Origin of the sequence: Halobacteriovorax sp. RT-2-3 (genome assembly GCF_047085075.1) — a bacterium.
GTDB lineage: Bacteria > Bdellovibrionota > Bacteriovoracia > Bacteriovoracales > Bacteriovoracaceae > Halobacteriovorax_A.
Map to the genome: position 1 here is coordinate 509,880 of NZ_JBKIYF010000001.1, position 14,843 is coordinate 524,722.

The window sequence follows — 14,843 nt, forward strand, 5'->3', positions numbered from 1 at the left end:
AGATGAAAATATTTTTAACTATCATTCTACTTTGTGCAAACCTTTCAGCTTCGGCCTGTCTCGTTCTACAAAAGGACGATAATGGCAAAAAGTCACATCCTGCAATCAAACATTATGTTGAAGATGGAGACAAGAAGAGAGAAATCGTTGTAAAAAACACGAGTGACAGTATTTGTCGCTACACTATTATCAAAACAGAGCTTATCCAATCAAGAGATGGTAGTTATAGCTATCTTCCATATAGAATTGGTCAAGATGTAAGTTATTCATTAGCGCCATATATGTCACTTTTAGATGAAAAAGGGATTGAAAGCTTTTCTATTGAACAAAGTTTAGCTCCTGGAGAGACAAGGCACTATGGACTACAAATTAACATTGCCTCTGACTTAAAGACAGGTAGTTTTCAGGCCGGATTTAAAATTGATTATATGAGTGGAGCAACAAGCTTCATCGTTGGTGAAATTTATTATTCAACTAAAGAGACACAAGTATCACCACAATTGAGATTCTTAAAATTTGACAAGAAAAAGAACAAGCTTACTTATGCACTTGCAAATAAAGGAAACGCTTACACATTCTTTGAGATGAATCTAATCTATACTGATCCGATATCAGGGTTTGAGTCTCATGGTGTAACTGTAGATAACAAACTGCACTTATTTAAGGCCAATATAAAAAACCACCTCCTGCCAGGAGGTAAGACAATTTTATCGGAAATTAGTCTTAAATCACACCTAAGAAATTTAAGAAAACAATTTGCGCAACAATACCCTGGACTGGACTTTCCAGAAGTATTAAATCTTACGGCCGTTCCGCTATACGGAATTGACTACGAGAACTGGACAAATCACAAAAACTTACCATTAGGATTCAAATCAGTAATGATTCAAACTAATTTATAAATTTAAGGAGAAGACAATGAAATTAATTAAGCTAGCAACACTTGCAACAGCATTAAGCTTCAATTCATTTGCAGCAGATTCAACAGCAAATGGATCAATTACATTATCAGGTGGATTTTCACCAAAAGTTAGCAGTGTTTCGATTGCACTTGTTGATTGTGGAAAAGACGTAACATTTAATGACTGTGATGCAACTCTAAGTTCAACAAGCTTTGGATCACACACACAAGATGCAACATTAAACCTAGGTACTTTTGATGGTGAATCAAATACACGTTATATAAAATTTGAAATCAAATCAAAAATGTTACTTTTCAAAGGTGACTACCTGAAAATTTCAAAATCTCTAACATCTTCTTCAAATGATGTATCTGTAGCACTTGAAAAAATGATTTTTGTATCTGCAGGTCTAGATACATATGGACAACAGACTCTTGGTGGAGCGACTTCTAGCCTAGTATCAGGCGATATCATGGTAGACACTAAAAAAGCTATTACTGATGTTGCATCAGAAGTATACAACTCTGCAGCAGCTAACCCAGGTGAAGCAAACGCTAAAGTTCTATCTGCCTTAGCAGATAACACAGCACTTACAGTTAGAGGAATTATCGCTCTTGAAGCTGGTGATGAAGCGACTTCAGACAACTTCCAAGCTGTAATCAATGTTGGTTTCACTGGTGTTGACGGCCTATAATGATTAAAAATATAGCTCTCACATTCATAACTCTTATTGCTTTTAGCATTTATGCTTCTTGTAATATGGGTGGCTCTTTTAGATGTGAGAGCTATTCTGATATTGGCCTTAATGGTCTAACTCTTGATCCATGGCAAGTGTATGAAGGTAGCTACTCTTGTTCATCACCGAGTAATTCAAATTACTACTATGATATCCAAGACATTAGTATAAAAGCTGGAATGACACTGGAGATTAGTTTTAAGACTGATACAAGTGCAGAACTCGATTTAAAGGCCATCACTTCAAAAGGGATTAGACATATCCAACGAGTGAAAAATCAGCTGATGTATGATGCTATTGATGGAGATCGTTGGTATTGGCAGACATATCAGCTTACTATCACTGGAAAAGCAACAACGCTAACTCAACTTAGAATTAAGCTTCCTGCATATACAAATATTGATGATTTCCAGTGGACTATTGAGGACTCATCTGGTTCTGGGACGAATGGACGTTATTTACAATTAAATGATCAAATACATTTCAACTACACTATTTCAGAAGATGACTTCTTCTCTCCAGTTCCAAAGGTATGGAATATAGAGCTCGAAGGTGTCTTTGGAGCAAATGATGAAGCATTAATAGGATTTGCACCTCGTAGTACTAACCCAATATTTCTTCCAAGCTGTGAATCTATCATAGATTCACTTATTGTTGTTACTGCGCAAGAAAGTGGTAATGATTCATTTTCAATAGAGTGTGATCAGTTAATATTCCCACTTAGTGCACGAATCCCCTATTTAAGATTAAAAAATAACACGGCAAAGAGTTATTGTTCGACAATAAATTTTTCGATTCAAACTCGATTTAGACTATCTATCTCAGATGATATTCAATCAACTGATTACAACGAAGTATTCGATATTATTACAGAATTTAAGTAAGAAATAATTTCAGGGAAACTTGGCCTGCCTTGCATTTCCAGATGTAAAATGCGATTTAGTAAACAAATATACAAACAAAAAATAGATAGTGAGGATAATATGAAAAAAGCACTTTTATCACTAGTGTGTCTACTTACACTTAATGCACAGGCCGGTATCTCTATTGGACTACCTCCAGGAATGAGCATGCCAGACTTTGATTCAATTGAGCAATCTCAACGTGTTTTTGAGGAAACAGTTGAAGAGCTAATGGCAAATGAAGAAGTTAAATCAATAGTTAGAACTGTTGAAGAAGACTACCTAGCAGCTTGTACTGCACAGCCAGAAAAAGCTTCTGCATCACTATTTAATATGTACCTTCGTTATAACTGTGAAGGTGCAACAGATGTTAAACTTGTTATTACAGCAAAGATCAAAAAAGGCGTTGTAAAAGTAAAAAACTATAAAGTTAAGTTCTAAGAAATAAAATAATTGGGCCAGCCTAGCTGGCCTTTTTATTTGCCCTTTTAATTATATTAATGTAATTAATACCAAAATTTATACAAGGGAGCTGCACCATAATGTGGCTGAGAATAGCGGAATTGGCCGTAAAACCTTCTAACTTGATCCAGGTAATGCTGGCGTAAGGAGATTCAGATGAAAATACTGATACTAGTATTTATTTCCCAACTAATTCATGCTCAAACAAAAACAGTAGATTCAGACAATGCAATCTATATCTATGGTCTTTTTGAAAAGAAAGAATATTACAGTGATGCTAATAGTATTTCTTTAAAGACGCAAAAAGATTTTTCGCAACAACAATCAACAGATATCAGTGAGACCTTTAAGGCGATTCCAAACCTAAATATGGCAAATGGTAGCTCTCGCTCAAGCTTCTTTCAAATAAGAGGTATTGGAGAGCGCTCAGCATATGAAGGGATTTCGAATTATTCAGTTGGTTTAATGGTAGATGAAATAGACTATACGGGAGTTTCTGGAACAACAAACCTTAACGGAGTTAAGCAACTTGAGATCTATAAAGGACCTCAAGCAACACGTTTTGGTCCAAGTGCAATGGCAGGAATGATTCATGTAAAATCTCTTACACCATCACAAAAATCCCAAATAAATACATATCTTTCATATGAATCATTTAACACTTGGGAAGAAAGTATCAGTTATTCAGGAATGCTAAGTAAAACGACAGGCCTAGCACTCGCTATTAGTAAAAGAGATAGCGATGGTTATATGAACAATGATTACTTAAGTCGCAAGGATACAAATGGACAAGACGAAATAAATCTACGCACTAATCTGACGATGGACTTTAACACGGCAACTCTAACGACAGGGATACACTACTTTGATAAAAACAACGGATACGATGCGTTTGTTCAAGACAACGGCTTCACGACACGTTCAGATAAACCAGGTAAAGATGAAAGTAGAACATTTGGACAATACATAAAACTTGAAAAAGATTTGAATGCAAACCTGACAAGTACATCGATATTAACTCACTTCAAAAACAAATCTTATTATAGCTACGATGAAGACTGGGGAAATAATCCATACTGGAATTCAATCCCAGGATGGAGCGCAGACTACGACTACAATATTGAGTTCCCAAGAGAGCGAGAGGATTTCACATTGGATCAACGTCTCTCATCAAAGGCCACGACAGCTGGTATTTACCTAAAATCATCTAACGAAGATTTCAAGGAAGTTGGTTATGAAGACTCAGTAGTAAGAAAAAATATAAGTGGAGAAGTCGATACAAAATTAGTTTCAATTTACGCTGAAAGTAGAAATGAGCTAAGTGAAAAATTGAGCTTAGACTATGGTGCACGTCTAGAATATCGCAAGGTAGAATTTGAATCATTAGAAGGCGGTATTAAAACAAATCTTACACCAGAAGATCTGATGTATGGCCTTAATATCACGCTATCTAAGAAAGAACTTCTTGGTGATCTTGCATACGCTAAACTATCTAAAGGATATAAGCCTGGTGGTATAAACACACAGTCGGCCGTACCAAATTCGAGAAAAGAGTTTCAACCTGAAGACCTCTATTCATTAGAAATTGGACAGAAGTATCTGATAAAAGAAAAAGGGATTTCAATAAATAGCTCTCTTTTCTTTATGTATCGAAATAATGCTCAAGTTAAAACATCATTTCAAGATGATCCAATGGATCCAAGTTCGTTCACATTCTACACAGATAACGCTGCAAGTGGGTTCAATTATGGAGCAGAGATTGAAGCTAGTCTTGAAAAACCATATGGCCTAAACCTCTCTTCAGGACTTGGTCTACTTGGAACGCGCTACGGAGACTACAATATTGGTACACGTGATCTTGAAGGAAGACAAATGCCTCATGCACCAAACTACCAAGTTAATTTAAACCTTAACTATAAATATAGAAATGGACTGTATTGGGATATCAACTTCTACGCTTCAGATGATTTCTACTACTCAAATTCACACGATTTGAAATCTGATCCGTATCAGATAGTTGATACTAAGATAGGATATCGCTACAAGTCTTTAGACGTCTCAATTTGGTGCAAGAATGTATTTGATGAAACATATTCTCTGCGTGGTTATTACTTTGCGAATATGCCTCCAACTTGGCAAGATGAGCTATATACTCAAAACGAGGCTCCAAGAAGCTATGGGCTTAGCTTAAAGTATGAATTTTAAATTAAGTACTAGAGATAATCTTTATTAATACCATATGCATTAAAAATATGATCATCAGGAGTTACACGGTAAAGTTTTAATTTGTTTCTCTCTCGATGTTGTGAAATATATGTTTCATAACAATCTTCTACAGATAGAATTTCACTAGTGAAAACTCCTTGCTGGTCAAAAGCAAAGCGTTCAGCACGATAAGCATGTTGGGCGCGATTTTTCTCTTTTATTTCATAAATTTCATACATCTTATTCGTTTCATACTCTGAAAGATCCTTCATAGGCTCAAGATCTAGACCGAATAACTTTTGAAAGTCTTTGAATGTATTATAATAAATCATATCCACTTCATACTCTTGTGGTATTAGCTCATCAAGAGCATGTGTTGCTTCATGAACAAAGAAGTGAGCAACAAGTCCTAATTCATCTTCAAGACCGATGAAGATTGTAGGTGTCTCCATTGTAAAGTCAAAAAGAGCAGAAGTTCTCTGTGTTAATCCTCTGCGCTCTCTTTCAAGCTTTGAAAGGTTTCTTATTTTTAATTTACCATCATCTAATAAAGGTCTGATTCTATTAACAACCTCCTGGCCTTTATCAGTTGTTGATACTAATGAGAAAAGATCATCAATTGAGTAGTTACTTTTATTTAAGTGATAATCTTGCCCAGCTCGATTGATTACACATCTATCAACTTCGGCCCTTTGATCTTGCGTGCGGTGTCGATAAGTTGGGTTATGATCTATATCTGGACCAAAACCTCCGAGACCACCTAGGCCGCCAAAAGATGCTAGAATATTTAGTTTTATGAATGTGAGAGCCAGGTATTTTTCCATAATGATCTTCCTTTAAGATGAAGATATCACTTAATAGATGCTACTTGTCATTAATTGAAGATACTTCATATTTGACTATTTTCTATACATATTTCAGCAACTTAGCTTAATTAAATAGGCCCAGAACTAGACGATTTATGATGATTTGACTAAAACTATAGGATACTAATTTAACGTAAGAGAGATTTATGGGAAGAAAATCAGCAAAAATTGCGGCCAAAAAAGGCGCAGCAGACAAGGCCCGTGGGCAAGTATTTACGAGAGCTCTTAAAGATGTATTCTTAGCATCGAAAAGTGGTAGTGGAGATCCTGATACTAACTTTCTTTTGAAGGTTGCTATTGATCGTTGTAAGAAGTTTAACGTACCAAAAGACAATATCGACCGTGCGATAAAAAAAGGACAAGGTGGTGATGGTGCAGGTTACGTCGATATCAACTATGAAGGTTACGGACCTGGTGGTGTGGCCGTTTTCGTTGAGGCCTCAACAGATAATAATACAAGAACTGTAGCAAGTGTAAGGAGCTACTTTAATAAAGTTCAAGGATCACTTGGACAAACTGGTTCTCTTGAATTCGTATTTAAAAGAGAGGCAAACTTTCTCGTGAACGAAGAGAATGTTTCTAATAAAGACGAATTTGAACTTGAGATTATTGATGCAGGTGCTGAAGATATTACACTAGAAGACGGTGTTTTTGAAATCATCGCACCAGTTGAATCATTTGGAGATATTCAAAAGAAACTTCAAGAAATTGGGATTACACCTGAAGAAGCGAGACTCGAAAGAGTTCCTTTAAACTATAAAGCAATTAATGATGAAGATACATTGAAGCAATTCGAAAGATTAATCGATCTTCTTGAAGAAGACGACGATGTTGTTACTGTTTATCACAACCTTGAAGAATCAGAGGAGTAATTCATGAAAAAAATCATTATTGCTCTAATCACTCTTATTGCAACAGCTGGCGCTTCAGATTTAAAAGTAGAAAAAGATCTTGCGAAAAATCTATTTCTTTCTCTAGAGTCAACAGTAGAACCAGATTGCAACGGGTCTAAATGTATAATCGAATTAGACCAAATTTTTTGTACACAATTGTTTAAAAAGACAAAATGTACAGTAGGTGCTTTTTCAAATGGTGACATTCTTGTTAAGACAGTAAAGGGTGACGAGGCACAAGATATCTCGGACGCTTTATACGATATTAGCGAAGCGACTTGTTCATCAGACAAAGATGCCTGTGGAATTCATTTCTACAATGTAACTTGTGAAGAAAAATCAAAGTTAGTATTTAAATCATATAAATGCCATTTAAGTGACTTAAGAAAATAGTTTAAATAAAGGGATCCTTAGGATCCCTTTTTTTTTACTAACCAAGCTTACTCATATCAATGACAAAGCGATAACGGACATCACTTTTAAGTACCCTTTCATAAGCTTCATTAACTTGTTTAGGCTCAATCATTTCTATCTCAGGGGAAATATTATGCTTCCCACAGAAATCTAACATTTCCTGTGTCTCTTTGATTCCTCCAATAACAGAACCTGCATAACTTCTACGTTTCATAATAAGTGGAAATGGATGTATTGCTAAAGGTTCTTCAGGAACTCCAACAGAGACCAATGTTCCATCTAGTTTTAAGAGATTAAAATAATTTCCCATATCTATTTTATTACTAGAAACAGTATTAATAATAAGGTCAAACTTTTCGGCGTTCTCTTCAAAAACTTTCTCATCTCCCGTATAGAGGAATTTATGCGCTCCTAATTTTGAAGCATCCTCTTGCTTATTCTTTGTATGACTAAGAACTGTAACTTCAGCACCTTTTGCGGCCGCTATCTTAACTCCCATGTGCCCTAGTCCCCCAAGCCCCATAATAGCAACTTTTTTGCCAGGGCCAGCTTTCCAATGAGTTAAAGGAGAATACAGCGTTATACCTGCACACATAAGCGGGCCAGCTTTTTGTAAATCAATATTGTCAGGAATCTTTAAAACGAAGTCTTGGTCAATTACGATAACATCAGAATAGCCACCTTGAGTATGGCCAGTACCATCATCAACTTCCGAACCATATGTCTGTGTTGCCCCTTGCTCACAATATTGTTCAAGATGATTTTCACAAGGAGAACAACTACGACAAGAATCAACAAGACATCCAACTCCAACACGATCCCCTATTTTATATTTTTTTACATTTGCACCAACCTCTCGAACAACACCAGCAATCTCGTGCCCAGGAACTAGAGGAAAAGGTGTACCTAGTCCCCACTCATCTCTTACCATATGAATATCAGAGTGGCAGATACCACAATACTTAATATCGATCACAACATCATTAGGTCTAGCTTCTCTTCTTTCAAAATTATATGGTTCAAGTGGCGCTTTAGGACTCTTTGCCGCGATTCCTTTTGATCTAATCATTACAGTCTCCTTGTTTAAGATGATCGCATTATACAAGGTAAGTGCTACCTAATAGATTAATGATTTTCTTAAATTTTATTCTTCGGATATAATTTAAACATGGCAAAGCTAAATGTATCAATTGAGGGTGTTAGGTATAATCTGTTTAATGATTTATACTATCGAATGATCAGAACATCCTGGTCTCGTTTTTTTCTAACTGCGAGTTTAATATACTTGATCATTAACTTTCTTTTTGCGTTACTTTACTTTTACTCTCCAGCAGAAATTTCAAATACTAATAGTAACTCGCTTTGGGATGCATTTGTCTTCAGTTTTCAAACAAGCTCAACTATCGGCTATGGTTACTATCTTCCTAAAAATGACCCTGCCCACTTCTTAGTGATAATCGATGCCATGACTGGTATCTTCTACGCTGCAATTATAACAGGTATGGCCTTTGCTAAATTTGCAAAACCTTCAGCTAAGATTATTTTTACAAATAATATTATCATCGCTACGTTTGATTCAGTACCGACTCTAATGTTTAGAATTGCCAATAGTAGGGATACACATATTATCGATGCATCAGTTAAGGTTGGGGCCTTAATTCCCTATGTTTCTAAGGAAGGCCATCATATAAGACGTACATGTAACTTAAAGTTGATGAACACAGAAAACCCGACATTTCTTCTAACATGGACAGTTATGCATCCCATCGATACAGAAAGTCCACTCTATGGCCTAACGTTAGATGAAATAAAAGAGAAAAGAATATCTTTTTCAACTTCATTTACTGGAATAGACAAAGTACTTACTCAAACTGTTCACTCTAACCACATCTACCTTGCAAAGGACTTACTCAAGGCAAAGAAGTTCAAGGACGTCCTCAAGCATGATCAAGAGGACTCCTATCAATTAAATTTAGATAATTTTCATTCGATAGAAGACTAGAATCTAATCCCAGCTCCAATGTAAAAATTGAATCCACTTTGATCAATTTGTTGTGAAACACCACTTTCATGTGCCATTGGTGCAAGCACGTAATCTCTTTGCTCTACTCCTACTTGTACAAAGAAATTATCCCAAAAAATGGCCTTCGCCTCAAGCGAGACACCGTAAGAATAGCCACCAATATCGTTAAAGTGATTTTCTTCATACTCTGTACCATTGTAGTAAGTTTTAGTATCAGATTGGACATGAACTAAACCTGCACTTATACCTGGACTTAACTCAAATCTAAAACGGGGAGTATCAACAAGTCTAATGGCATATTTCATACCAATTTGGATATCATTCAATATCGTAACATTTTTAGCTTCATAGACATCATATTGATCATCCTCTAGAAAGCCTCCTTCAGTTACACCAACATGTCGACCAGACATATTATAGCGACGATACGTATCGGCCAATTCAATACTAAAAGTTTGAGTAACAAGATACTCAATTGTTACTTTATGACCTTCTTTAAATTTTAAATTTTCATCTAATATTCGATCGAATTCATCATCATATAAATCGTAAAGAGAATCTCCATCATTTGAAACATTATAAGAGGTATCCATATCTGAACGATTTATCTTAGAATATGTTATAACAAATCTTTTTCTAATTCCGTCAAGGAGCGATTCCTCCTCTACTTCAAGCTCCTTTATCGCAATAGGCTCAAAGACAGCTTCGTTATCACCAGTTAATTCATTTAAGTGTGCGTGATTGATATTTAAGCTCTCACCAAAAACCTGAGGAATAAATAATAGAAATGATAAAAATATTTTTTTCATCTAATGCCTTGTTTTAAAATATTAATAGAATTCTGGTAGATCTAACTCTTCCTCAACGTATTCGTCATATTCTTTATCACCTTTTTTTGTATCAACTTCATATGACTTACCAAAAAAGAACTCTTCCATATCAAAACGATATTGATAAGTGAGCATAAACTGTGTTTCATCGAAGCTCTTTTGACCACGACCGAAATTCTCATTGAATTCGTTACGCTTTACTTTTAGCCCAAAAGTATGCTTCGACTTTTCACTTGGTCGATATTCAATACCTGCTCCATATTCGTTTTTCTGATAAGAGTAATTAAATTTTTTATCTTCAGTTTCAAAATTTCTTTCATCACCTTGTTTGTAGTAGGCATAAGCACGGGCCCTACCATCAACAATTTTGAAATGGATTTCACCAGTTGCTTCGATATCTAAATTGACCGAGTCTTGATTATAGATTCTCTTATAGGAACGACCGAGATTACGACTATCTTCTTCATTAAACTGATGAACACTCCAAGTATCACTTGCTTTTGCAACACCTGATAGAATTAATGTCGCACCATCATCTAAGACAAATGCTTTTCTAATTACTAAGTGCGCATATTGAATACTACCGTGCTGCCCGATAGAGTCATGGATCTTTTCATATTTTGCGCCAAGGGCCCTTAGAGCGATCTCAACACCACCAAATTCTTCTCTTTGATACCTTTTTTCAAATTGCATCCAGTCCAACTCTGCAAGCTCTAAATTACCGTTACTATCGGCCCTAAAAGTGAGTGTAACTGGCCCTTCATCAAGGCTTGAGTCTTTATACCAATTGCCAAGATTTGTCTTAACACCGGCCTCGGCCCCATATAAATTATCGGCCGCAAAAGACGTTGAACTAGAACAAATTAACAACGTACTTATAATAGATAAGCTTTTAAGTGATTTAATCATATGATTGATAAAGCAAGTAAAATGCCAATAAATCGCACAATAAATGTAGTATTTTAGCTTAGAATTGATCAAAAAATAGACGGCCGTCTGTTAATCTAAACAAAATACGAGCAGATGATACGTAATAACTTCGAAAAAATGGCACCTTCTTTGCTGTGTATATGACATATGCATATGAAATATAAAATTCTATTTATCTATACTCTTGGCCTATCATTTTTTGTCAATGCAGATCCATATACAGATATATTGCTTGGTAAGAATGTCGATAGCTACAAAATAAACGAGTATTATAAGAAGCATTATATTGAAGATAAAGAATCTCTTGTCGTGATAGGTTCTCATTATAAAGAGAGTGAAATGCCGATTGCCGGAACAGGTTTCACCATAGAAAGTGATAATAGGAAGTTTATTATCACAAATTCACACCTGGTCGACGGTGATAATAAATTCTATGTCTATCGTGGAGAGCTTTTTCCTGTACAAGAAGATAACACACTCTCATGTGCAAACGATGATGTTGCAGTCGTTGAAGTTAATAATAATATAAAAGAGATATTTGGAAGATATGATCTACATAAGAATTCTCTTTATACTCATGGAAAAAATAATTCGCCAAGAGGTCAACAAAAGTCTGAGTTTCATTTTGGAGAAAACAGAGAAATAAATTACAATAATAGACCACTCTTTGAAAATTCACTATCAGGAGAAACTCTCTCTTACGTACAGATCGGTAATATGTATGATCTTTCATGTAACTTCTATCCAAGCTCGCCTGAACACTACAAGGGCAATGCACTCTTTGTTCCTATTTCAGAAGCAATCAAGTCGATAACGACTGAAGCGATCCCATATAAGCAAAATCATCACAATCAAATTGGAATGATGAATTCAATTATGGATCTGATAACACATAATGAATGTCGAATAAATTTAGATTCAAAAGTAAAAGAGCATGAAAAAAGCCGTCAATCATTTTTAAGTAAAGCAATAATCACTCCCTCAAGCATTGTTCCAGGAATGAGTGGGTCACCACTATTACAAAATAACAACTTAACTCAAAGTAAGTATCAAATTGCAGGCATTGCCACTTCTTATGATCGAATCATGCAAAGATCGATCTTTACTTCGCATTCTAATATTAAAAGTTGTATCAAAAACTATTTAAATGGGAAAAGAGGACACTTAGATTCGGTAAGATTTAAGTATTCGACAAAGTATCAATCAACTTATCGTCAAAAGAATCAGGATAGACTAATTGAAGAAATCCCAAACACGCATGGTAAGGCCAATGGAGATCTAACTGATACAAAAATAAAAGAACTTTACGACCTATACCTAGAGAAAAAACAGAAGGATTTAAATATTGATCAAGATAATAGGTCAAATATACAAACAATTGAAATGTTAAAAGAATTTAAAGGTAAATTCAAAGACAATATAATTATAAGAGGTGGTAATGGTTACGGAAATGGTGGCGGGCCACTTGTATATAATTCATTAGAGTTTAGAGAGAGAATAATTATTCCAACGGGATTATCAATTGCAGGAAATTTAGTAATTGGCTTCAGGTGCAAAAATTCACATGAAAAAAGTGATGACAATTATATCTTCGCAAATTGGGAAGGCCTTGCATACAGTGAAATAGCAAAGTGTAAGGAAATCTACAGTAATGATAAAGTCGACTTAATAAAAATATTGAGAAAAAAGATTAGGAACTTTAAAAGTAATAAGGATCAAAACACAGAAGAAACCTTCTCAATTAGATCAGTCATTAAGCTTAAGAATGATAAGATAATACTAACGATATCTGGAAAGAATCATAACAAGAAATTTAAAGAATCAGTTGTCATTGATAATGATATTGAAAAATTTGTCCCAAGAATTGAAATCATATTAGATGAAGACAATACAATTATAGCTGATATAAAAGAACTCTTCTTTACGGATATGCTAAACGTCTCTAGGACAAGCAAGAATCAGAGCATTGAAGATGCTCTACTTAGGCATAACAAAGCTAGAGTTTTTTATAGCGTAAAAAAGAAAAACAGCAACAAAGGTAGTATACCTCTAATTAATAGCTGGAACTAATGAGTATAACTATTCACCCCTCACATTTAATCGATGCTGATATAGCACAATTAACGAAACTTTTTTTTGAACTAGAATATAAATCTGAGGATTCTTTATATACTCAAATCATGATGGCCTATTATCTAAACGATAAAACTAAGCTTCAGCGCTTACAAAACGAAGTAAAACCAAATTCTTTTTTACATGTTTTCTGCCTTTGCCGTATCGCTATTTTAGAAAATAAGTCTTATGAAATCGAGAATATTGAAATATATAAAAACTCTCCCTATATCGGTGATCTCTATTTTGCCATGGCCTTAATAGCAGCTCAACAAGACAATCATATTCAGGTAAAGAACAACTTTCTAAATGCCTATAACTGCTACACAAAAATCGGAGCAAATAAAAAATCACTAACGGCCCAGATGAATACAATAACAGCAGAAGGTAATATTGATCTAAGAAAAAGATTACTAGCAAATTATATCGAATCAGTTGATAAACTAATTGAACATGAATCCATAACAAGTGCAGCAAATATTTGTGTTAATATCGCTGATGAGTTTCATAAGATTGGTGCCCAACGTTCGGCCTATCGCTACAATGAAAAAGCATTAATGATTTTAGCTGATCAAAAGAACACTCTTCAATATGCACAAGCATTAACTCATCTTTGTGAATCGATGTTTTGTCTTGGGCAAAATATTAATGCGAACAAGGTTCTTGATGAGCTTCAATGTTACGACTTTATTGAAATCAAAGAAGCAATAAAGGCCATTGAAAATGTATATCTCAGCAAGAATAATACAATTAACAAAGCTCAACTCACAATGGCGTGGAGAATCAGACTAGAGAAAAAGACTTCTCCTTACCTACTTGGAGAAATAAGTGACCAGTTAATTCACCTTTTAGCTTACGGCCCATGTGACTTTAAAGAGATTATAGAGGAAATTTATCCGAATACAGATGAGCTTGATGCAAGAAATCGCTTAACGACCTTAGTATCTAGAATAAATAAAAAAATAGAAGGACTTATCATTTTCGATCAAAAGAATCAGCTGTTTTCTTTATCAAATAATGAAAAGATCATATTTGCTACACAGGAGTCTTTATCATGATCGATGCACTTCTTAGCAAAATTGATAAAGAAATATTAAATATTATCGATATAAAGTCTCTATCACATAAACAATTAGCTAATCTTCATTCGATAATTCGAAGCAAAGATAATAATTTATTAAACCGTACATTATTTTATCTTTTATCTGCTAAACTACATGGAGAAGATTTTTCAAAAGAAATTGAAGTCGATATAAACTCTTCATCAGATGATCCCAACCATGGACTAATCTCAAGTCTATTATTAAAAAACAAAGTCCCGCATGAAATTGAGATTAATGGAAAATTAAGTAAGAAAGAGAATGTTCTTTTAGACGCTTTAAAAGAAGCTAAGTCCAATAGACAGCAGCTAATAATAAAAATCTATGGACAAGATTGTGATTACCTTAAGGCCGAAACAAGCTTTAAATCATTATTATATCGTTTTAAAAAGAAACTCAATGGCGAGATCATCATATCAATAGATGGAACATACTCGATATCTATATAAGTACACTGAATATATAATA

Annotated in this window: 15 protein-coding genes and 1 riboswitch; of the genes, 11 read left to right on the forward strand and 4 right to left on the reverse strand. The window is 34.7% G+C overall.

What is annotated here, in order from left to right:
• The first annotated feature begins 2 nt into the window (after positions 1-2).
• The 5 genes from ACMAYX_RS02315 to ACMAYX_RS02335 all read left to right on the forward strand — a co-directional run bounded on the left by ACMAYX_RS02315 (position 3) and on the right by ACMAYX_RS02335 (position 5,207).
• The gene (locus tag ACMAYX_RS02315; RefSeq protein WP_412471478.1) at positions 3-902 is read left to right on the forward strand and encodes a hypothetical protein; all 900 of its coding nucleotides are present in this window, start codon (positions 3-5) and stop codon (positions 900-902) included.
• 16 nt (positions 903-918) lie between these two features.
• Positions 919-1,596 (forward strand): hypothetical protein, encoded by a 678-nt coding sequence (locus ACMAYX_RS02320; RefSeq protein ID WP_392991774.1) that lies wholly within the window; start codon positions 919-921, stop codon positions 1,594-1,596.
• Positions 1,596-2,522: a hypothetical protein gene (locus ACMAYX_RS02325; RefSeq protein WP_412471479.1), complete on the forward strand. Its 927-nt coding sequence runs from the start codon at positions 1,596-1,598 to the stop codon at positions 2,520-2,522. Before ACMAYX_RS02320 ends, ACMAYX_RS02325 begins: the two co-directional genes overlap by 1 nt.
• A gap of 99 nt (positions 2,523-2,621) precedes the next feature.
• The gene (locus ACMAYX_RS02330) at positions 2,622-2,981 is read left to right on the forward strand and encodes a hypothetical protein (RefSeq protein WP_392991771.1); all 360 of its coding nucleotides are present in this window, start codon (positions 2,622-2,624) and stop codon (positions 2,979-2,981) included.
• 74 nt (positions 2,982-3,055) lie between these two features.
• A riboswitch (TPP riboswitch) is annotated at positions 3,056-3,168 on the forward strand.
• Positions 3,159-5,207, forward strand: coding sequence for a TonB-dependent receptor (locus ACMAYX_RS02335; RefSeq protein WP_412471480.1), 2,049 nt, complete (start codon positions 3,159-3,161; stop codon positions 5,205-5,207). It overlaps the preceding riboswitch by 10 nt.
• Before the next feature lie 8 nt (positions 5,208-5,215).
• Here the strand turns inward: ACMAYX_RS02335 and ACMAYX_RS02340 are convergent, their stop codons facing one another.
• On the reverse strand, positions 5,216-6,031 hold the full coding sequence (locus tag ACMAYX_RS02340) for a hypothetical protein (protein ID WP_412471481.1): 816 nt from the start codon (positions 6,029-6,031) through the stop codon (positions 5,216-5,218).
• Positions 6,032-6,219: 188 nt separating this feature from the next.
• On the opposite strand from ACMAYX_RS02340, the gene ACMAYX_RS02345 reads away from it, so the two are divergent.
• Together ACMAYX_RS02345 and ACMAYX_RS02350 are read left to right on the forward strand one after the other, a co-directional pair.
• A complete protein-coding gene (locus tag ACMAYX_RS02345) occupies positions 6,220-6,945 on the forward strand; it encodes a YebC/PmpR family DNA-binding transcriptional regulator (protein ID WP_412471482.1) in 726 nt (241 codons plus the stop codon).
• Between the two features lie 3 nt (positions 6,946-6,948).
• On the forward strand, positions 6,949-7,359 hold the full coding sequence (locus ACMAYX_RS02350; RefSeq protein WP_392991764.1) for a hypothetical protein: 411 nt from the start codon (positions 6,949-6,951) through the stop codon (positions 7,357-7,359).
• Between the two features lie 37 nt (positions 7,360-7,396).
• Here the strand turns inward: ACMAYX_RS02350 and ACMAYX_RS02355 are convergent, their stop codons facing one another.
• A complete protein-coding gene (locus ACMAYX_RS02355) occupies positions 7,397-8,449 on the reverse strand; it encodes an NAD(P)-dependent alcohol dehydrogenase (RefSeq protein ID WP_412471483.1) in 1,053 nt (350 codons plus the stop codon).
• 99 nt (positions 8,450-8,548) lie between these two features.
• Here ACMAYX_RS02355 and ACMAYX_RS02360 point away from each other — a divergent pair, with 99 nt between their 5' ends.
• A complete protein-coding gene (locus ACMAYX_RS02360; RefSeq protein ID WP_412462664.1) occupies positions 8,549-9,382 on the forward strand; it encodes an ion channel in 834 nt (277 codons plus the stop codon).
• Here the strand turns inward: ACMAYX_RS02360 and ACMAYX_RS02365 are convergent.
• A complete protein-coding gene (locus ACMAYX_RS02365) occupies positions 9,379-10,212 on the reverse strand; it encodes a hypothetical protein (RefSeq protein ID WP_412471484.1) in 834 nt (277 codons plus the stop codon). The two genes, ACMAYX_RS02360 and ACMAYX_RS02365, sit on opposite strands and share 4 nt — an antisense overlap.
• Before the next feature lie 21 nt (positions 10,213-10,233).
• Positions 10,234-11,142, reverse strand: coding sequence for a hypothetical protein (locus ACMAYX_RS02370; RefSeq protein WP_412471485.1), 909 nt, complete (start codon positions 11,140-11,142; stop codon positions 10,234-10,236).
• 174 nt (positions 11,143-11,316) lie between these two features.
• On the opposite strand from ACMAYX_RS02370, the gene ACMAYX_RS02375 reads away from it, so the two are divergent.
• From ACMAYX_RS02375 to ACMAYX_RS02385, 3 genes are read left to right on the forward strand one after another with little or no spacing between them, the layout of a single operon-like run.
• Entirely contained in the window at positions 11,317-13,233 is a 1,917-nt protein-coding gene (locus ACMAYX_RS02375; RefSeq protein WP_412471486.1) for a hypothetical protein, read from the forward strand.
• Positions 13,233-14,333, forward strand: coding sequence for a hypothetical protein (locus tag ACMAYX_RS02380; RefSeq protein WP_412471487.1), 1,101 nt, complete (start codon positions 13,233-13,235; stop codon positions 14,331-14,333). The genes ACMAYX_RS02375 and ACMAYX_RS02380 overlap by 1 nt, the downstream gene beginning before the upstream one ends.
• Complete coding sequence (locus tag ACMAYX_RS02385; protein ID WP_392991751.1) at positions 14,330-14,824, forward strand: hypothetical protein; 495 nt, start codon at positions 14,330-14,332, stop codon at positions 14,822-14,824. The genes ACMAYX_RS02380 and ACMAYX_RS02385 overlap by 4 nt, the downstream gene beginning before the upstream one ends.
• The last annotated feature ends 19 nt before the right edge of the window (positions 14,825-14,843 follow it).